This window comes from Streptomyces djakartensis (assembly GCF_014651075.1).
Taxonomy (GTDB): Bacteria; Actinomycetota; Actinomycetes; order Streptomycetales; family Streptomycetaceae; genus Streptomyces; species Streptomyces djakartensis.
Genome location: NZ_BMWE01000004.1, coordinates 115,940 through 134,379 on the forward strand (window position 1 = coordinate 115,940; position 18,440 = coordinate 134,379).

General features: G+C 71.1%; 14 protein-coding genes. 6 read left to right on the forward strand and 8 right to left on the reverse strand.

Features of this window, described 5'->3' with window-relative positions; genetic code table 11:
- Nucleotides 1-4: 4 nt before the first annotated feature.
- Both IE212_RS08420 and IE212_RS08425 read right to left on the reverse strand, forming a co-directional pair.
- Entirely contained in the window at nt 5-1,408 is a 1,404-nt protein-coding gene (locus tag IE212_RS08420) for an NAD(P)/FAD-dependent oxidoreductase (protein WP_190197096.1), read from the reverse strand.
- Nucleotides 1,409-1,440: 32 nt separating this feature from the next.
- On the reverse strand, nt 1,441-2,127 hold the full coding sequence (locus tag IE212_RS08425) for a haloacid dehalogenase type II (RefSeq protein WP_190197097.1): 687 nt from the start codon (nt 2,125-2,127) through the stop codon (nt 1,441-1,443).
- A 185-nt stretch (nt 2,128-2,312) separates the two neighbouring features.
- On the opposite strand from IE212_RS08425, the gene IE212_RS08430 reads away from it, so the two are divergent.
- The 4 genes from IE212_RS08430 (at nt 2,313) to IE212_RS08445 (ending at nt 5,705) form a co-directional block, all read left to right on the forward strand.
- Entirely contained in the window at nt 2,313-2,999 is a 687-nt protein-coding gene (locus IE212_RS08430) for a GntR family transcriptional regulator (protein WP_190197098.1), read from the forward strand.
- 227 nt (nt 3,000-3,226) lie between these two features.
- The gene (locus IE212_RS08435; RefSeq protein WP_190197099.1) at nt 3,227-3,712 is read left to right on the forward strand and encodes a RidA family protein; all 486 of its coding nucleotides are present in this window, start codon (nt 3,227-3,229) and stop codon (nt 3,710-3,712) included.
- A 120-nt stretch (nt 3,713-3,832) separates the two neighbouring features.
- Nucleotides 3,833-4,939: an alanine racemase gene (locus IE212_RS08440; protein ID WP_190197100.1), complete on the forward strand. Its 1,107-nt coding sequence runs from the start codon at nt 3,833-3,835 to the stop codon at nt 4,937-4,939.
- A 31-nt stretch (nt 4,940-4,970) separates the two neighbouring features.
- The gene (locus IE212_RS08445; protein ID WP_190197101.1) at nt 4,971-5,705 is read left to right on the forward strand and encodes an SDR family NAD(P)-dependent oxidoreductase; all 735 of its coding nucleotides are present in this window, start codon (nt 4,971-4,973) and stop codon (nt 5,703-5,705) included.
- A 47-nt stretch (nt 5,706-5,752) separates the two neighbouring features.
- Here the strand turns inward: IE212_RS08445 and IE212_RS08450 are convergent, their stop codons facing one another.
- From IE212_RS08450 to IE212_RS08460, 3 genes are all read right to left on the reverse strand, one after another.
- The gene (locus tag IE212_RS08450) at nt 5,753-7,648 is read right to left on the reverse strand and encodes a CDP-alcohol phosphatidyltransferase (protein ID WP_373301360.1); all 1,896 of its coding nucleotides are present in this window, start codon (nt 7,646-7,648) and stop codon (nt 5,753-5,755) included.
- Between the two features lie 153 nt (nt 7,649-7,801).
- Entirely contained in the window at nt 7,802-9,739 is a 1,938-nt protein-coding gene (locus IE212_RS08455) for an amylo-alpha-1,6-glucosidase (RefSeq protein ID WP_190197102.1), read from the reverse strand.
- On the reverse strand, nt 9,736-11,160 hold the full coding sequence (locus tag IE212_RS08460; protein ID WP_190197103.1) for an MGH1-like glycoside hydrolase domain-containing protein: 1,425 nt from the start codon (nt 11,158-11,160) through the stop codon (nt 9,736-9,738). The genes IE212_RS08455 and IE212_RS08460 overlap by 4 nt, the downstream gene beginning before the upstream one ends.
- Nucleotides 11,161-11,280: 120 nt before the next feature.
- Between IE212_RS08460 and IE212_RS08465 the strand changes: the two genes are divergently transcribed.
- Both IE212_RS08465 and ppdK read left to right on the forward strand, forming a co-directional pair.
- Nucleotides 11,281-12,483 (forward strand): ROK family protein, encoded by a 1,203-nt coding sequence (locus IE212_RS08465; protein ID WP_190197104.1) that lies wholly within the window; start codon nt 11,281-11,283, stop codon nt 12,481-12,483.
- Nucleotides 12,484-12,888: 405 nt separating this feature from the next.
- Nucleotides 12,889-15,636 carry a pyruvate, phosphate dikinase gene (gene ppdK / locus IE212_RS08470; RefSeq protein WP_373301361.1) on the forward strand — a complete coding sequence of 916 codons (2,748 nt, stop codon included), beginning with the start codon at nt 12,889-12,891 and terminating at the stop codon, nt 15,634-15,636.
- 140 nt (nt 15,637-15,776) lie between these two features.
- On the opposite strand, the gene IE212_RS08475 is transcribed toward ppdK, so the two are convergent.
- The 3 genes from IE212_RS08475 to IE212_RS08485 all read right to left on the reverse strand — a co-directional run bounded on the left by IE212_RS08475 (nt 15,777) and on the right by IE212_RS08485 (nt 18,161).
- Entirely contained in the window at nt 15,777-16,295 is a 519-nt protein-coding gene (locus IE212_RS08475; RefSeq protein WP_190197105.1) for an NUDIX hydrolase, read from the reverse strand.
- Nucleotides 16,296-16,385: 90 nt separating this feature from the next.
- Nucleotides 16,386-16,901 (reverse strand): excalibur calcium-binding domain-containing protein, encoded by a 516-nt coding sequence (locus IE212_RS08480; RefSeq protein ID WP_190197106.1) that lies wholly within the window; start codon nt 16,899-16,901, stop codon nt 16,386-16,388.
- Between the two features lie 102 nt (nt 16,902-17,003).
- The gene (locus IE212_RS08485; RefSeq protein WP_190197107.1) at nt 17,004-18,161 is read right to left on the reverse strand and encodes an alkaline phosphatase PhoX; all 1,158 of its coding nucleotides are present in this window, start codon (nt 18,159-18,161) and stop codon (nt 17,004-17,006) included.
- Between the last annotated feature and the right edge of the window lie 279 nt (nt 18,162-18,440).

Below are 18,440 nucleotides of genomic sequence, written 5' to 3' on the forward strand. Positions count from 1 at the left end.
GTCCTTACTCGTGAAGTCCGGCGAGTCCGCCGCCGAGTCGGGCCAGGAGTGAGGTCCTGCCGGAGCCCCTGCGCTCTTCCCACCGGTCGGCGATACCGAAGAGCCGGTACATGGCGTGCACGCCCAGCCAGCGGAAGGGCTCCGGCTCCCACTTGCGTGCCCGGTAGCCGACCCAGGGAAGGGTGGTCCGCTCGGTTTCCCTCTCGAAGGCGAGCTCCACGAGAGTCCTGCCGCCGACATAGGCCGACGTGACACCGTGTCCGGCGTAGCCGGTGGACGATCCGATCCCCGATGCGGGGTCCCAGTGCACGCCGCCGTTCCAGTCCCGCGTGACGCCCAGGACTCCCGACCAGGCGTGCTCCACCTCGAAGGGAACGCCCGGGAAGAAGGAACCGAGCTTGTGCGAGATCAGGTCGATGGTGGACCGGGCGGTCGCACCGGCTCCCCCGGTGCCGGACCCGAACCGGTAGGGGACACCGCGGCCTCCCATGGCGATACGGCCGTCCGCCGTGCGCTGGGCGTAGATGAACGTGTGCGCGGAGTCGCTGAGGCACTGCGGCCCGTCCCAGCCGATCCGCTGCCATGCCTCCTCCGGCAGGGGCCTGGTCACGATCAACGAGGAGTTGACCGGGATCAGGCTCCGGCGGCCGAGCAGCGGTCCCGAATAGCCCTCGGTGCAGATGAACGTCCTGGCCGCGGTGACGCGTCCGTCGGCCAGGGTGAGTGTCCCGCCCGCGACACCCTCCACCCGGCTGTCCTCGTAGATCCTGACCCCCATGGAGGTCAGGGTCTCGGCGAGGCCGTAGACGAGTTTCGCGGGGTGGAACCGCGCGCAGTGCTTGTAGAAGAGCCCGCCGTGGACGGTGGAGATGTCGATCCGGCTGCGGAACTCCTCCCGGCCGAGCATGTGGACTTCGTCCTCCGTCAGCCCGTACTTCAGGTCGGCGTCACGCCTGGCGACGAGCCGGCCCAGCCCCGCCTCCGTGTGGGCGGCGACGAGCGCGCCCCCCTTGTGCTGATCGGCGTCGATGCCCTCGGCGGCGAGGATGTCAAGGACCGCGTCGACGCCGGCGACGAACTCCCGCTGCAGCGCCCGGCTTGCCTCCAGCCCTCCCCCGGCGCGGGCGAAGGTGGCGCGGTTTCCCGGAGGCATCGCCGACAGCCAGCCACCATTGCGTCCTGATGCGCCGTAACCCACCTGTTCGGCCTCGAAGACCGCGACCGAGAGCGACGGTTCGAGCTTCTTGGCGAAGTACGCCGCCCACAGGCCGGTGTAGCCACCGCCGACGATGGCCACGTCGACGGTGTCCTGGCCGGTGAAACGGGGGAATGACGGCCTTTTGCCGACCAGTTGGGCCACCCAGAAGCCGAGCTCTCCGTTCCGGGGTGGTGCCGCGGGGGCGTTCATGTGTGTCCCTCTTCTCTTCCGTGGAGCTCCGCTCAGGCGGCAGGGCGCGGCAGGCCGAAGAGGACGGGGAGGTCGGCGATGTCGGTGATCCGCTCGTAGCCGAGCCAGTGCTCGTCGTGCTCGAAGCCGCGGTCGACGTACACCTTGTTCTCGATGCCCATGACGGCCGCGGAGCGATGGTCGTACATCGGGCTCGCGGAGACGTGCACGAGCTCGTCGGGTGTCACGCCGAGCTTGTCGAACGCGTACTCGAACGCGGCGAGCCGTGGCTTGTAGACGCCCATCTCCTCGGCGCTGATGACGACCTCGAACGGTGCCTTGAGGTTCTCGGCGAGGCGCACGGCGTGCGCGGTGTCGCTGTTCGTGATGATGACGAGCGGGACTTCCTCGGCCAGGCGGTTCAGTGCCTCGGTGACACCGGGGTACGGGCCCCACGTGGGGATGCGCTCGTACACCGCCCGCGCCTCGTCCTCGCGGTACTCGAGGCCGACCCGACGGGAGGCGCGTTCCATGGAACGCGCGACGACCTGATGGAACGGCTGGTACGGGCCCGTGCACTCGTCGATCCGGTACGCCTTGCAGATCCGCAGGTACTCGTCGGCGACCTCGGCCGGCAGCCGGTCGCCCAGGACCTCGCGCATCGCGTCGTTGATGCTGAACCTGATCAGCGTTCCGTTCATGTCGAAGGTCACGAACTTGGGCTTGACCTCGAATCCCATGACTCCTCCTCCAGTGGTCGATTGTCGACCATCCATGTCTGGTCGATTGTCGACCGTCCGCTCGTCGGCTGTCAATCACGTCTGCCTGTGGAGCGGGTCATCGATGTGAGGTGCTGGTCCAAAACCGGCGGAGGTACAGTCGACAAACGACCAAGTGGTCGGCAATGGCCAGGGAGGGCGTCGGGGTGGACCACAAGTTCGAGTGGCAGGAGCAGCGGACGACGACGCCGGACGGCGTGTACCGCACACTGCGTGCCGCCATCCTCGACGGTGCGGTGCCTCCTGGCGGACAGCTTCGCGAGGCGCACATCGCCGGGGATCTCGGGATCAGCCGGTCCCCGCTGCGTGAGGCGCTGACCAAGCTGGAGGAGGAAGGGCTCGTCGTACGGATCCCCTACCGGGGGGCGTTCGTCGTCGAGGTGAGCGCTCGTGAGATCGCCGAGATCGACTCGGTCCGGCTGCGCGTCGAGCCGTATGCCGCCGAACTCTCGGCCGCGGCTCTGCGCGGTCCCGAGCGGCCACGGCTGCTGCGGACCGTCGAGGATCTCCGCCGGGCGGTCGAGGAGAACGACATCCCGGCCGGCGTCGACGCCCACCTTCGCTTCCACGGGCTCTTCTACGAACTCTCGGGGCATCGCGTCCTGCAGAGCCTGTGGAACGGCTGGGAAACCAAGCTGCGCCTCTACCTCAACGTCGATCACCGCACATACACCGAGGATCCGCATCTCCTGGTCCGCGAGCACGAGAGGTTGGCCGCGGTCGCCCTGGAGGGCGACACCGACGCGTTCCTCCGGGAACTGGCTGCCCACTTCCCCGTGGGGCTGGGAGCCCAGACGAAAGATCAAGGGGACGCGCGCGCTCCGCGTGCATGAGGTCAGCCGCTGCCGGAGCACGCCTGACAGCTCGTCCGCACCGGATCGAAGTCTGTGAAGTCTGTATTGACAGTGCTCGATAGGCGCTCATATGGTCGACAAACGACAATCTGGTGGCGCTTTTGAGCCACCATGCGGCGTTTCTCCGCCACTGTTACTCGAGAGGAGACCCGAGTGCAGATGATCAAGACTCGTTTGTGCCCTGTGCCGTCCGCAGAGGTGGCGCGATGAGCGGGCCCGCGACCGCCACAGCGCCCACCGGCTCGGCCACCGATCGGCTTCAAGCCTTGGGGCTGGACCTTCCCGAACTCCCTGACAACCCGTACTACGCGCACCACCGGGCGGTGGACTCCAGCATCCACATCTCGGGCCAACTGCCCTACAAGGACGGTTGGCTGATGGGTCAGGGCATCGTCGGCCGGGACGTGGATCTGGAGACGGCGCGGGAGCTCGCGCGCCATGCCGCGCTCAACGCCCTCGCCGCCGCCGTGCAGGCGGTGGGCGAGCTGGACCGGGTCCGGATCGTGCAGATGCTGGTCTTCGTGGCCAGTACGCCGGACTTCGGTGAACAGTCACAGGTCGCCAACGCGGCCGGCGAACTGCTCATCGAGGTGCTGGGCGAGAACGGACGGCACGCCCGCACCGCGATCGGTGTCGCCGGGCTGCCGGTCAACAGTCCGGTCGAGATCCAGATGGTCTGCACCGCGGTGTAGGGCGGATCGGGCGGCGGTACAGGCAAGCGCGCGCGATGTCGCGGGCCGCGCGCGTCCGGTAGCAGGGGGCCAGTACCCGCACCCCTCGATCATCCCGGATGGAACCACAAGGAGGGCAGCGTGAACCGGCTGCAACGAGCACTCGACGCTCTGGTCGAGCGGATCGACACCCCTGCGCCGATCGTGCTGGTCGACGTCATGCAAGGCAACATCGACCGCGTACAGGGCTTCGCCGACCAGCACAACCTCAAGGTCAGACCGCACGTCAAGACGCACAAGTGCGTGGAGATCGGGCGACGTCAGATCGAGGCCGGCGCGGTCGGAATCACCGCCGGCAATGTCGGGGAGGCCGAGGTCTTCGCCGCGGCCGGATTCGACGACATCTTCCTCGCCTACCCGATCTGGGCCGCGGGCACGAAGAAGGCCCGGATCCGCCGGCTCGCCGAGTCCGCCCGGCTGCGGGTCGGCGTCGACAACATGCCGGCGATCGAGGCCCTCGCCGACGCGATGGGAGACGAACCGGACCGGCTGCGGGTCGTGATCGAGGTCGACTGCGGCGCCCGTCGTTCCGGGGCGCCGCCCGATGCCGCGGGCGACCTCGCGCGCGCCGCCCGCAAGCGCGGTCTGGTGCCGGTGGGTGTCTTCACCTACCCAGGCCACGGCGGCGCCGGCCGGGACGCTCGCCGGCGCGCCGCGCAGGACCAGGAGGCCGCGCTCGTCACCGCGGTACGCAGCCTCGCCGACGTCGGGGTCACCGCCGAGGTGGTCAGTGCCGGGTCCACTCCCACCCTCGAGTTCTCCACCAGCGGCGTGATCAACGAGATCCGTCCCGGCGAGTACGTCTTCGGCGATCTGAACAACGCCCGGCTGGGCTCCTGCACGGACGACCAGATCGCGCTGTTCGTCGCCGCCACCGTGGTCAGCGACTGGGTCCCCGGCCAGGTCATCCTCGACGTGGGCACCAAAGCCCTCAGCCGTGAGGGCAGCCCCGAGCTCGGCTACGGCGGCATCGCCGGCACCGACGCGGTGCTGGCCAAGCTCAACGAGTACCACGGGTTCCTCCCGCTGCCGGACGGCGAGTTCCGCCCCGGCGTCGGCACCGTCGTACCGGTGGTGCCGAACCACGTATGCCCGGTCGTCCTCGGTTTCGAGGAACTGATCGCCACCGACAGCACGGGCACGTCGCTGCAGCGGTGGCCGGTCGACGCCCGCGGATTCCTCAACTGACCGGCCCCCAGCCCGTAAAGGAATGTATGACATGAGACTCGGCAACATGACGGCCCTGGTGACCGGCGCCGGCAGCGGAATCGGGGAGGCGGTGAGTTCCCGCCTCCGCCGCGAGGGCGCGCGACTGCTCCTCACCGGCCGCCGGGAACGGCTCGACAGCGCCGAGCCCGACGACCTGTATGTTCCGGGAGACCTCAATGACGAGGCGTTCGTCGAGCACCTGGCCAAGCAGGCCGCCGAGTCCTTCGGCACAGTCGGCGTCGTCGTCCTCAACCACGGCCTGCAGGCGTCCAGTCCGCTCACCGAGATGGCCTACGACGACGCGAGGAACGTGCTCGAGAGCAACCTGCTCAGCTCGTTCCTGGTGATGAAGCACTTCGCGCCGCTGATGCCCGGGACAGGGGGATCGTTCGTCTGCGTCGGCTCCCGGCTCGGCATGGTCGGCAAGCCCGGGGAAGTCCTGTACTCCGCCGCCAAGGGTGGCCTCATCATGCTGGCCAAGGGCGCGGCGATCGAATGGGCACCGCGCAACATCCGCGTCAACGTCGTCGCCCCGGGGCTGACCGCCACCCCGGTCATCGAGGCGTCGTTCCAGCGCCGCCCCGACCCCGAGGCCTACCGCCGCGAGCGCGAGAGCCAGATCCCGCTGCAACGCCTCGCCACCCCCGAAGAGATCGCCGACGCGGTCCTCTTCTTCGCGTCGTCGGAGTCGTCCTACGTCACCGGATCGGTCCTGACCGTCGACGGCGGGTACACCGCTTTCTGAACACCCCGCTGGGCACCACCACCAGCAATGGACGAGGAAACGGCGTCTCAGGAAGGGTGCGGTGTGGAACCGAACGCCTTGAGGAAGCGGTCGCGGAAGGAGTCCATCCGCCACACGGGTGTGCCGCGGTCCGGCTTGAGGCCCTCCGCCCAGTCCCAGTCGCTGATCTTCTCAAGGACCTTCGGGTCCTTCGCGACGATCGACACGGGCACGTCCCGGCTGGCGCGCTCGCCGCTCACCCGGGCGATGGGCTGGTGGTCGCCGAGGAAGACCAGGACGGTGTCGTCGGTGCCGTAACGCTGAAGCCACTGGGTGAGGCTGGTGACCGAGTACTGGATGGACTTGCCGTACTCCTGCCGGGACCTGGTGGTGTCGGTGATGATGTCCGACGCCTTGTTGCCGGCCTTCTGGACGGCGTCGAAGACCGAGCCGTCGCCGAGCTCGTCCCAGCCGACCATCTTCGGGATCGGCGCCCAGGGCTGGTGACTGGAGGTCAGGATGACGAACGACATCAGCGGCTTGTCATGCTTCCTGCCGTGCACCCGGCGCTGGAACGCCTCCAGCGCGTACTGGTCGGGCATGGTGGACCAGCTGAACTTCGGGCCCCGGTAGCCCAGGTCGAAGGCGTCGTAGACCTTGTCGAGGCCGTACCACTTCTCCTCCGGCCAGCCCTTCTGCACGCCCGGCATGACGCCGACCGTGTCCCACGCGCCGGTCTTCTGGAACGCCTTGGTGAGGGTGAGGTGATCCCCGGCGGTGACCGTGCGGTAGCGGCGCTGGTTGTCGATCCACAGTCCGGACATGGTCGTGGAGTGCCCGAGCCAGCTGCTGCCGCCGTAGGTGGCCGAGGTCAGCCAGCCGCTGCGGGCGGCGAAGCCGGCTTTCTCCAGGGCCTTGGTGCTCGTGTCGAGGGTCCGGTCGACGCCCGGCGCCATGACCGGGTCCTCGACGGCGCTGCGGCCGTAGCTCTCGATGAAGGTGAAGATGACGTCCTTGCCGCGCAGGTCCGGCAGCAGCTGGTCGGGCGGGGTGTTGCCGAAGCTGTCCGCCTTCGACTGCTTCACGAACGCCGCCTCGTCCCGCAGCGACTCCACCGTCCGCTGCGCGTGCACCCGGAGAGCCCCCGCGCCGCGCTCGGAGGCGATCGGCCCGCCGAAGAGCGTCAGGCCCAGAGCCGAGCAGGTGATCCAGGCGGTGCCGGCGATCAGCGCGCCCCGGGCCGCCCTGGGCCGGTGGCGGACCAGGAGGCCGCTGAGCCGGAGCGTCGCCAGGACCATGACGACCGCCAGGAGCAGGACGAGGACGACCGCGCCGACCGCGGCGGCGATCGCGACGCCGCCGCCCAGGGTGTCCTCGACGTAGGCGTGCGCGTCGGGCAGCAGATCCCAGTCGAGGGCGGCGTTGAAGCCACGGCCCAGGTACTCGTTGAACCCCATGTCGAGCAGGTTCACGGCGGTCAGCGCGGCGAGACCGAGCCCGAACAGCACCGCCACGGCCTGCCGGGGGCGGTGCGGGAGCCCCAGTACGAGGACCGCTCCGATGATCGCCTCCGCGGGGATCCTCGTGAAGCTCCTCGGCTCGACGGCGGGGAGGGTGTTGGGCAGCAGCAGGGCGCCGAGGACCAGAGCGGCGGCGAGAGCGGTGGTGATCCAGGAGAGGACACGGGTGGCTTCTGGGTGGCGGGTGCGCAGGTGGGTGATGCCGCTGAGGCGGGCGAGCCGGGACCCGGGCGTGGCGCGGCGCGCGGCCGCGCCGGGTTCGGGCGTGGCGGACTCGGGCGTGACGGGTACGCCTCCCGTGGCGGGAGTCGTCGAGGCGGACGCGGACTCCGGCTCCGATGCCGCCTCGGACCCCGTCTCCGCACGCGGCGTCTGTGATACGGCCTCTGAGGGCGGGTCACCAGGCCCCGGTGACTCGCTGAAGCGGCGTGTGAAGACAGGCACCCGGAGGTCCTTCCCGTACGAAACCCGGTGGAGCGGCGGACCCGCGTGGGGGTTCGGGTCCGCCTCAGTTCCGTACGGGGCGTTCACCAGGTGTGTTCAGCCCGCCGGGCCAGCGCTCGGCAAACACCCGGCAAACCGCGGGCCAACCGGGTCTCAGACGCCGCCGACCGCCGTCAGCAGCGCCAACGGGGCCGAGGCCGACCGGGATTCGCGCACGCACGCGTGCGGATAGGGCACCGGCTCCGGGTGGGTGTCGCGGCCGTAGCCCGCGATGACCTCCGGCAGCCGGTGGCCGGTGGCGGCCGCCGCGTCGACCAGGCCGCCCGCGATCGCCCGCGCCTCGTCGTGCAGCCCGTAGCGAGCCAGACCCAGCGCGATGAGCGCGTTGTCGTGCGGCCAGACCGAGCCGCGGTGGTAGGAGAGCGGGTGGTAGGCCGGCTGGCCGGCGGCCAGGGTGCGCACGCCCCAGCCGGAGAAGAAGTCCGGCTCCAGCAGACGCCGGCCGACCTGCTCGCCGTACTCCTTGTCCAGCAGGCCCGACCACAGCAGATGACCGGCGTCGGAGGCGAGCGCGTCGACCTGGTCGCCGCGGCCGTCGAGGGCGAGTGCCGGGAAGGAGTGCTCCGGCATCCAGAAGTCCCGCTGGAAACGGTCGCGCAGGTCACCGGCCGCTTGTTCCAGCAGGTCCGCGTACGTGCCGTCCTGCCACACCGTGCGTGCGAGCCACGCCGTGCGGCGCAGCGCGTCGTACGCGTAGCCCTGGGCGCCCGCCGCGGTCACCGGGCCGTGCGGGCGGGTGCCTTCGGCGGAGCAGATCGCGCCGGGGGAGTCCTTCCAGTTCTGGTTGGCGAGGCCGCCCTGGTCGGCGCGGTAGACGAGGTAGCCGCGTGAGGTCAGGCCGCCGTGGTCGAGCATCCAGCCGACGGCGGCGCGGGCGTGGGGTTCGAGGCGGCGGGCCAGGGCGGTGTCGCCGGTCTGCTCCACGTAGGCGCCGAGGAGGACGAGGAACAGGGGTGTGGCGTCGACCGAGCCGTAGTAGCGGCCGTAGGGGACCTGGCCGAAGTGCGCCAGTTCGCCGTGCCGCACCTCGTGCACGATCTTGCCCGGCTGGGCGACCTCGCTGACCGCGGCCTCCGTGGCCTGGGTCGCGGCGAGCGCGGGCAGTGTGGCGGCGGCCAGCCGTGGCCGGTAGGGCAGCGCGAACAGCGAGGTCAGCAGGGCGTCCCGGCCCAGCAGGGTCTGGAACCAGGGCGCGCCGGCCGCGGGGACGCGCAGTTCCTCGCCGTCCGGGCCGGTCGCCGGGACCTGGAGCGCGGCGAGGTCGGCGAGGCCCCGGGCGCAGGCCGCCGCCAGCTCCGGCCGGCCGCTGGGGAGGGCCACCCCCTCCATGAAATCGGCTTCCCGCGCGCGGAGTCGCTCCCGGAGGGCGGCGGGGGAGCGGGGCACACGCAGGGCGCGCTTGTCGCCGTGCGGGCGGGCGACGACCCGCAGGATCAGCTCGGCGGTGCCGTGCGCGGCGAGGTCCAGGGTCCACACCAGGCGGCGGGCGCCGGTGCCGGTCTCCTCCACGGCGTCCGGCCGCGGTTCGGCCGTCACGGACGTGACGGAACACCACTCGCCCCGCCGGTAGGTGAACTCCACACCGTGCCCGAGGACCCGGCGGGAGCGGACCGCCCCGGGCTTGGTGTAGGTGCGGTGGTCGGCGCGCAGTTCGAACTGGTCGGTGAAGTCGGCGTCGGCGGTGACCGCGAGCCGCACCGTCGTCGGAACGGGACGGTTGCTGGTGACGCGCAGGGCCTCGACGAACGACGAGTCACCGACGGCCTGTTCGCGGAAGAGCGTGCAGGCGGGCGGTTCGTCGCGGCCGCCGCGCGGGACGAGGACGCACGACGCCGTGTCGCCGTCCGTGACCGGCGTCAGCGTGTCCGGCACGGCCCCGTCGACGGTGAGCTGCCAGCGGCTCAGATGCCGCGCGTCCCGTACGAACATGCCGTCCGGGGCGCTGCCGCCCCGGTAGCCGCTGATGTCGCCGCGGTCGCCGACGGCGGCGAACGTGCCGCCGTGCACGAGCAGATGATGCCGGTCCGTCATCCCAGGTCCCCTCCCTTGATGGTCGTGACGCGGTTCCCGTCCCCCGTGGGCCGGTCGTGCAGCAGGTCGAGTGCGAGCGCGGCGGTCCAGCCGAAGCCGGTGGCGCCGCAGGGCTGTGCCGTGTACGGGTCGACGTACTCCGCGAAGCCGGAGGCGCCGGCGGCGTGCAGGATGCCCTTGCGCAGGGCGTCGGCCCGGCCGCGCTCGCCGTGCAGCCGCAGCCCGCGCTCCAGCAGCCAGCCGGTGTTGAACCAGGCCGGGCCGCGCCAGTAGCGGTGCGGGTCGAAGGCCTCGCCGAGCAGGTCGTAGCTGGGCACCAGGCGGGTCGTGCCGCCGAGGCCGAAGTGCGGGCCGCAGACCGTGCGGACCAGGGTGGTGGCGAGGTCGCGGGGGAGGGCGGGCAGCAGCAGGGGGACGAGGCCGGTGACACCGCGCTCGGGGATGAGCTCCCCGGCGCGCACGTCCCGGCACAGGAACATCCCCGCGGCCGGGTCCCACAGCCGCTCCACGAGGGTGGCGGTCAGCCGCTCGGCGCGGGCCCGCGGACCAGACTCCGACGCGCCCAGCTCGTGCGCGATCCGGGCCAGGGCGTACTCGGACGTGATGAGCAGGGCGTTGAACGCCGGGTCCTCCACCGCGAAGTCGCCCACCCCCTCGATTCCGCCGTCGGCGTATCCCCGGTCGCGGTAGTCCGCCGCCAGCCGCACGTACCGCCCGTAGTCCAGGTCCGTCGGCCGGTCCCCGGGGGAGCCGTGGTCGAGGTCGGCGCGGCGGAAGGAGCGGGCCGGGGCCGGAGCGACCCGGGACAGCGGGCGGTCCCAGCAGGGGCTGTTGTCCATCCCCTGCTCCCAGGGGTGCACGACGGAGACCAGCCCGCCGCCGCCGAGGTCGCGCCGGTGCAGCAAGTAGCGGTGCCAGGCGGCGAGTCGCGGGTACGCCCGGGCGAGGAAGCCGCGCGCCCGGGACAGCCCCGGGTCGGCGAGGTGGACCAGCCACGCGGCCAGCGCGTGCACCGGTGGCTGCACGATCCCGGAGGTCTGTACGGTGCGCGGGGCACCCGCGGCGCGTCCCGCGGTCGAGGAGCGCCAGAAGTCGGGGCTCGGGAAGTACGCGTCGAGCGGGACGGAGGGGTTGAAGACGATGTGCGGGATCCGGCCGTCCGCCCACTGGGCGGCCAGCAGCGTCTCCAGCTCCGTCTGCGCCCGTAACGGCGACAGGTGGCGCAGACCGATTGCGATGAACGCCGAGTCCCACGACCACTGGTGCGGATACAGGCTGCGCGAGGGCACGGTGGATTTGCCCGTCCAGTTGCCCTCCAGCACCTTCGCTGCCCTGACCTGCAGGGATGGCGGCGCGACGGCCGGATCGTATGCGACCTCGCGCCCGCCGGGACGCGCTGTGAGCTGGACGATGCGATCCACTCGGGCCTCTCCCAAAGACGTACGGCCGACCAGTTCGGCGAGGCCTGCCGTAGGGTTACGTCTATTTAACACGCAAAACCCAATATGTAATGCAGGGTTGGGAAACACAAGGGGGTGCGCATGACGGGACGTGCTCAGGCAAGCGCCGGCGAACTGCTCGAACTGGTGCGCAGTCGCCGCGCCGTGACCCGGGGTGCCCTTCAGCAGGCGACCGGACTGTCCCGGGCCACTGTCGGGCAACGGCTCGACCGGCTCTTCAGAGCGGGCTGGCTGCGCGAGGGCGCCGGGGGGCCGGTGGACTCCCCGCTGGGCGGACGTCCCTCCATCACCCTGGAGTTCGACGACGAGCACGCGGTGGTGCTGGCCGCCGACCTCGACACCCGGCACGCGCGTGCCGCCGTGCTGTCGCTGAGCGGCCAGATCCTCGCCGAGCACTCCGGCGTCCTGCTCGTCGAGGACGGCCCGGACGCCGTGCTCGGTGAGGTCGGCCGCTGGTTCGCCGAGCTGCTGGAGAAGGCCGGGCGTGGCGCGGAGACGGTGTGCGGGATCGGGCTCGCGGTGCCCGGCCCGGTCGACACCGAGACCGGGCGTGTCGTCCAGCCCCCGATCATGCCCGGCTGGGACGGCTACGACATCAGGGGCAGACTGGCCCGGGCGCTCGCCGCGCACACGGGCGCCGACGCCGTGCCGGTACTGGTGGACAACGACGCCAACCTCATGGCGTACGGCGAACAGCGCACCGGCTACCCCGACTGCTCCGCCTTCGTGCTGGTGAAGGTCTCCACCGGCATCGGCGCCGGCGTCGTGGTCGGCGGGTCGGTGTTCCGGGGCATCGACGGCGGCGCCGGGGACATCGGGCACATCCGGGTGCCGGAGGGCGCCCAGGCGCTGTGCCGGTGCGGTTCCTACGGCTGTCTGGCCGCCGTCGCGAGCGGTGGCGCGGTGGCCCGGCGGCTCATGGAGGCCGGGGTGCCGGCGGCGTCCGGCTCGGACGTGCGGGACCTGCTGGCGTCCGGACACCCCGAGGCGGTCGGCCTCGCCCGGGAGGCCGGGCGGCGGGTCGGGGACGTGCTGGCGACCGTGGTGACCCTCCTCAATCCGGGCGTGCTGATGATCGCCGGGGATCTGGCCGGAACTCCCTTCCTCACCGGCGTGCGCGAACTGCTCTACCAGCGGGCCCTGCCCCGCTCCACCGCCCACCTGGACGTCGTGACGGCCCGGCTCGGTGAACGAGCCGGGCTGGTGGGGGCCGGTGCGATGGTCGTGGAGCACCTGTACGCCCCGGAGCGGGCCGAGGAGCGGCTGCGCGCACTCGGCGTGTGACGGGCGCGTTCCGGCCCCGGGGCACGTCCGCATGGTGAAATCCGGTCGGCTGTGGCAGCGTGATTCTCGCCACCCTTGATAAGGGCTGCGCTCAGATGAGCGGATCTTGAGCGGCTGCACTTCCTCAAAGGGTGGCACTGAGTGCCACGCTTTGATCGTTCATCGAGCGAAATCAAGCGTGCAGGAACCCCGCTCATCTGAGCAACCGGAGGGCTCAGGGAGGTTCTTGCGTTCAAGAAGTGAAAACATGCGGCTGCGATCACTTGCTCAGCCTTGACTTTCGATCCACTGGCGGACCAATGGTTACAGGCGCATGACGCACAAGTGGACGTACCCAGACGCCTTTGATCTGGGTATGTTCCTGCCCGTCAGGGCAGCCACCGCGTCCTCGAGGAGTCGAGACCCGTGTCGGAAAACAAAGATCTCCCGGTAGCCGAGAAGGCCGCGAGCGTTGAGGGCGTGAAGTTCGTCTACGACTTCACCGAGGGCAACAAGGACCTCAAGGACCTCCTCGGTGGCAAGGGCGCGAACCTCGCCGAGATGACGAACCTGGGCCTCCCGGTTCCGCCCGGCTTCACGATCACCACCGAGGCCTGCAAGGTCTACCTCGACAGCGGCGAGGAGCCGGCGGCACTGCGTGACGAGGTGAGCGCGCACCTCGACGCCCTCGAGGCCCGCATGGGCAAGAAGCTCGGCCAGGCCGACGACCCGCTGCTGGTGTCGGTGCGCTCGGGCGCCAAGTTCTCCATGCCCGGCATGATGGACACCGTCCTCAACATCGGCCTCTCCGACAAGTCGGTGCAGGGCCTGGCCAAGCAGGCCGGTGACGACCGGTTCGCGTGGGACTCCTACCGCCGCCTCATCCAGATGTTCGGCAAGACCGTCCTCGGCGTCGACGGCGAGCTGTTCGAGGACGCGCTGGAGGCGGCGAAGGCGGCCAAGAAGGTCACCGTCGACACCGAGCTGGAGGCCGCCGACCTCAAGAAGCTCGTCACCAAGTTCAAGAAGATCGTCAAGACCGAGGCCGGGCGGGACTTCCCGCAGGACCCGCGCGAGCAGATGGACCTCGCCATCAAGGCCGTCTTCGACTCCTGGAACGGCGACCGGGCCAAGCTCTACCGCCGCCAGGAGCGCATCCCGCACGACCTGGGCACGGCCGTCAACGTCTGCTCCATGGTCTTCGGCAACCTCGGCCCCGACTCCGGCACCGGCGTCGCCTTCACCCGCGACCCCGCCTCCGGCCACCAGGGCGTCTACGGCGACTACCTGCAGAACGCGCAGGGCGAGGACGTCGTCGCGGGCATCCGCAACACCGTGCCGCTCGCCGAGCTGGAGCGGATCGACAAGAAGTCGTACGACCAGCTGATGCAGATCATGGAGACGCTGGAGAACCACTACAAGGATCTCTGCGACATCGAGTTCACCATCGAGCGCGGTGTGCTCTGGATGCTCCAGACCCGCGTCGGCAAGCGCACCGCGGGCGCGGCCTTCCGCATCGCCACCCAGCTGGTCGACCAGGGCCTGATCGACGAGGCCGAGGCGCTCACCCGCGTCAACGGCGCCCAGCTCGCCCAGCTGATGTTCCCGCGCTTCGACGAGAGCGCGAAGGTCGAGCAGGTCGGGCGCGGCATCGCCGCCTCCCCGGGCGCGGCCGTCGGCAAGGCCGTCTTCGACTCCTACACGGCCGTCAAGTGGTCCCGCTCCGGCGAGAAGGTCATCCTGATCCGCCGCGAGACCAACCCCGACGACCTGGACGGCATGATCGCCGCCGAGGGCATCCTGACCTCCCGCGGCGGCAAGACCTCCCACGCGGCCGTCGTCGCCCGCGGCATGGGCAAGACCTGTGTCTGCGGCGCCGAGGAGCTGGAGGTCGACACCAAGCGCCGCCGGATGACCGTGCCGGGCGGACACGTCGTCGAGGAGGGCGACGTCGTCTCCATCGACGGCTCCTCCGGCAAGGTCTACCTCGGTGAGGTCCCGGTCGTGCCGTCGCCGGTCGTGGAGTACTTCGAGGGCCGGATGCACCCGGGCGCCGACGACGCCGACGAGCTGGTCGAGGCCGTCCACCGCATGATGGCCTTCGCCGACCGCAAGCGCCGCCTGCGGGTGCGCGCCAACGCCGACAACGCCGAGGACGCGCTGCGCGCCCGCCGCTTCGGCGCCCAGGGCATCGGCCTGTGCCGCACCGAGCACATGTTCCTCGGCGACCGGCGCGAGCTGGTGGAGCGGCTGATCCTGGCCGACACGGACGCCGAGCGCGAGGAGTCCCTCAAGCAGCTGCTGCCGCTGCAGAAGCAGGACTTCGTCCAGCTCTTCGAGTCGATGGACGGCCTGCCGGTCACCATCCGCCTCCTCGACCCGCCGCTGCACGAGTTCCTCCCCGACATCACGGAACTCTCGGTCCGTGTCGCCCTCGCCGAGTCCCGGCAGGAGCCGCACGAGAACGAGCTGCGACTGCTCCAGGCCGTGCACCGGCTGCACGAGCAGAACCCGATGCTCGGTCTGCGCGGTGTACGCCTCGGCCTGGTCATCCCCGGCCTGTTCACCATGCAGGTCCGGGCGATCGCCGAGGCCGCGGCCGAGCGCAAGGCCGCCAAGGGCGACCCGCGCGCCGAGATCATGATCCCGCTCGTCGGCACGGTCCAGGAGCTGGAGATCGTGCGCGAGGAGGCCGACAAGGTCATCGCCGAGGTCGAGGCGGCCTCGGGCACCCAGCTGAAGCTGTCCATCGGCACGATGATCGAGCTGCCCCGCGCCGCGCTGACCGCCGGTCAGATCGCCGAGGCCGCCCAGTTCTTCTCGTTCGGCACCAACGACCTCACCCAGACGGTGTGGGGCTTCTCCCGGGACGACGTGGAGGCGAGCTTCTTCACGGCGTACCTGGAGAAGGGCATCTTCGGTGTCTCCCCGTTCGAGACGATCGACAAGGACGGCGTCGGCTCCCTGGTGAAGCTGGCCGCCAAGGCCGGCCGCGAGACCCGGCCCGACCTCAAGCTCGGCGTCTGCGGCGAGCACGGCGGCGACCCGGAGTCGGTCCACTTCTTCCACGAGGTCGGACTCGACTACGTCTCCTGCTCCCCGTTCCGCATCCCGGTGGCCCGTCTCGAAGCGGGCCGGGCGGCGGTCCAGTCCCAGGGCAGCGACCACCGCTAGACCCGTGGCCCGTGCGGGGCCACGCAGGAACCCGGAGCCGTCGGCGGTCCCCGACCCTCACCGATCGCGGCGGCTCCGGTGCACGGAGAAGAAGGGGCGGCACCTTGTGCGGAGGTGCCGCCCCTTCGGTGGCACGGCGGTCACCTGGGCAGTCCTTCGCGCAGGCAGACGACGGTCCCGGCCAGCGCCGCCCCGTGCAGGGCGGTGAGGGCCGGCAGCGGGGTCGACAACCGCGCGGATTCCAGGTCGGCGAGGGCGAACAGGCCGTCGTCGTCGTGCTCCGCGCTGCGCAGGACGGTCAGCTCACTCGGCAGACGGCCGCCGTAGAAGTAGAAGTCGATCACCGGGCCGGTCTCCTTCACGTCGGCCCGGTGGTCGTACCCGATGAGCCGGGGCGGGCCGTCGAGCACGATCCCGGTCTCCTCGCACACCTCCCGGCGCGCGGCGGCGACGGGATCCTCACCGTGGTCGAGCATGCCGCCCGGCAGCCCCCACAGTCCCGCGCCGGGCTGGCCCCCGGCGTAGCGCAGCAGCAGCATCCGGTCCTCGGCGTCGAGCAGCAGGACGCAGGACGCGACGACGGTCTGCGGCAGCGTCTTGACCCACTCGGCGCGCGGCAGCACGCGTTCGGTGTCGGGGGCGGGCACGGTCGTGTCCACGGTGGTGTTCCTTCCGTCGGCCGGGCAGCCCGGACGAGCTGCCCAACCGGTGGAACGGCCGCGCGCGCCGATGGTCACCGGCGCACCGGGTCATGTGTCGCAGGCGACCCCGTCGTCGTCCCGGTCCAGGTGGGAGGCGTACCCGGGTTCGCCCCGGTGGATGGGGGCGGCACCGGCGGCCCGGACCTCGGCGCAGTTGCCGTAGTAGACGTCCTGGGAGCCGCCCGAGCCGCCCGAGCCGCCGTCGTCAAAGCCGCCGCCCCCGGCCGGCTGTGCCGTGACCGTGGTGGTGACCTTGACGGTCTTCGTGACGGTGACGGTGGGGGCGGGCTCCGGCTTCTCGGCGAGCGGGGTGGCGGTCGCCGTGGCGGTGGCGGTGGTCGTCGCGGTGACCGTGACGGTCGGCTGCGGCTTGGCGGCCGCCGGCTCGGCGTCGGGGGTGGACTCCCCGCCGCCGGCGCCTATTCCGGCACCCAGGAACAGGGCCAGCGCGAGCGCGGGCAGTATGTAGCGCTTCCGGGCCCAGCGGGGTGCCGGTCTGCCGGGCTGCGGCATCGGCGGTGCGGGGTACGGGGTGTTGTGCGGGCCGGTGTACGGGTTGGTCATGGTCATCCCCCCAGGCGTCGTTCGTGAGGGGATGACCGTAGGACCGGGTGGCCCGGTATGAGGGATGGGTGACCATTTTGTAATGGTCACGTGAAGGCGGGGCTACGAGCGGAACGGTCCCGTCACCTCGTAGGTGATGCCGCCCGAGGAGCTTCCGGTGGTGCCGCGCTGGCTGGAGAAGTAGAGGCGGGTGCCGTCGGGGGAGAAGGCCGGGCCCGTGATCTCCGAGCTCGACTGGCCGTCGACGCGCAGGAAGGAGGCGACGACGTCGTCCGGGGTGATGACGCAGATCTCCATGTTGCCGCCGTCCTCGGCGACGAAGAGGTCACCGGAGGAGGCGCCGGTGATGTTGTCGACGCCGGTGAGAGGGGCCGTGCCGTTGACGAGGGAGTCGTCGTAGGCCAGTTCGTACGTGTTGTTCAGCAGGTTGAGCTGCCAGACGCGGTTGTCGCCCTTGGTGGTGAACCAGACGGTGTCGTTCGCGTAGTGGCAGCCCTCGCCGCCGTTGAAGGACTTCGAGCCGGAGACCTGGGAGCGGGTGGCGGTGGGGGAGCCGTCCGGGTCGGGGACGTCGGTCCAGGTGAACGAGCCGCTCGTGGCGCTGCCCGCGACCATCACCTGGAGTTTGCCGGAGGACAGGTTGCCCCAGGTCGTCGGCACGAAGCGGTAGAAGCGGCCGTCCGACTCGTCCTCGGTCAGGTAGATCACCTTGCGCACCGGGTCGGCGGCCGCCGCCTCGTGCTTGAAGCGGCCCATCGCCGCGCGCTGCACCGCCGCGTTCGTGCCCCACGGGTCGGTCTCGTAGACGTAGCCGAGGGACACCTCCTCGCAGGACAGCCAGGTGTTCCACGGCGTCTTGCCGCCCGCGCAGTTCTGCCGGGTGTTCGAGAGGATGCGGTACGCGCCGGTGATCGCGCCCGTCGAGGAGAACCTCACCGCGCTCGCGCCGCCCGAGGGGTTGATCTCGGAGTTGGAGACGTAGATCCAGCCCGTCCCGTCGGCGTAACAGGCGCCGCCGTCCGGGGCGTTGTGCCAGGTGTAGGACGTGCTGCCGACGCGCTGGCCCGACCGGGCGATGACCCGGCTGGTGAAGCCGCTGGGGAGCCGGATGCCGTTGGCGTCCGGGGAGCCCAGCGGGCCGTAGGGGCCGGCGCCGGGCTGGGCCGGGGCCGCGTACGCGGCGCCGCGCCACAGGGTTCCGCCGAGCGCGGCGGAGGTACCGCCGAGGACGGCCGCACGCAGGAGGTTACGACGTTCCACGCTCACTCCAAGAGGTGCCGTACCGCCCCGCCGCCGGTCGACGGCAGGGTTGTGCGTGGGGGGAGGCGGAAGGGACGCTATGGGGGCAGGGTTGACGGAGCGTGGACAACTCGTGGCCGTGGGGCGGCGTGCTGTGTGCCGCCAGTGTCCCCCTGGGGGGTGTCCGCGCAGCCGCGTCGTCCGCCCGGAGGGCGGGTCGCGCGGTGTCACGAGGGTGCCCCCTGCTCGAGCGAAGCCGAGAGCTTGGGGGAGCGTGCCGGGCGTCGCGGGGTGGGCGGG

Bases quoted from the DNA above. Each gene is read 5' to 3' on its own strand.
- IE212_RS08425 (WP_190197097.1), bottom strand. From the start codon at position 2,127: ATGGGATTCGAGGTCAAGCCCAAGTTCGTGACCTTCGACATGAACGGA.
- IE212_RS08420 (WP_190197096.1), bottom strand. From the start codon at position 1,408: ATGAACGCCCCCGCGGCACCACCCCGGAACGGAGAGCTCGGCTTCTGG.
- IE212_RS08435 (WP_190197099.1), top strand. From the start codon at position 3,227: ATGAGCGGGCCCGCGACCGCCACAGCGCCCACCGGCTCGGCCACCGAT.
- IE212_RS08455 (WP_190197102.1), bottom strand. From the start codon at position 9,739: ATGACGGACCGGCATCATCTGCTCGTGCACGGCGGCACGTTCGCCGCC.
- IE212_RS08480 (WP_190197106.1), bottom strand. From the start codon at position 16,901: ATGACCAACCCGTACACCGGCCCGCACAACACCCCGTACCCCGCACCG.
- IE212_RS08445 (WP_190197101.1), top strand. From the start codon at position 4,971: ATGAGACTCGGCAACATGACGGCCCTGGTGACCGGCGCCGGCAGCGGA.
- IE212_RS08465 (WP_190197104.1), top strand. From the start codon at position 11,281: ATGACGGGACGTGCTCAGGCAAGCGCCGGCGAACTGCTCGAACTGGTG.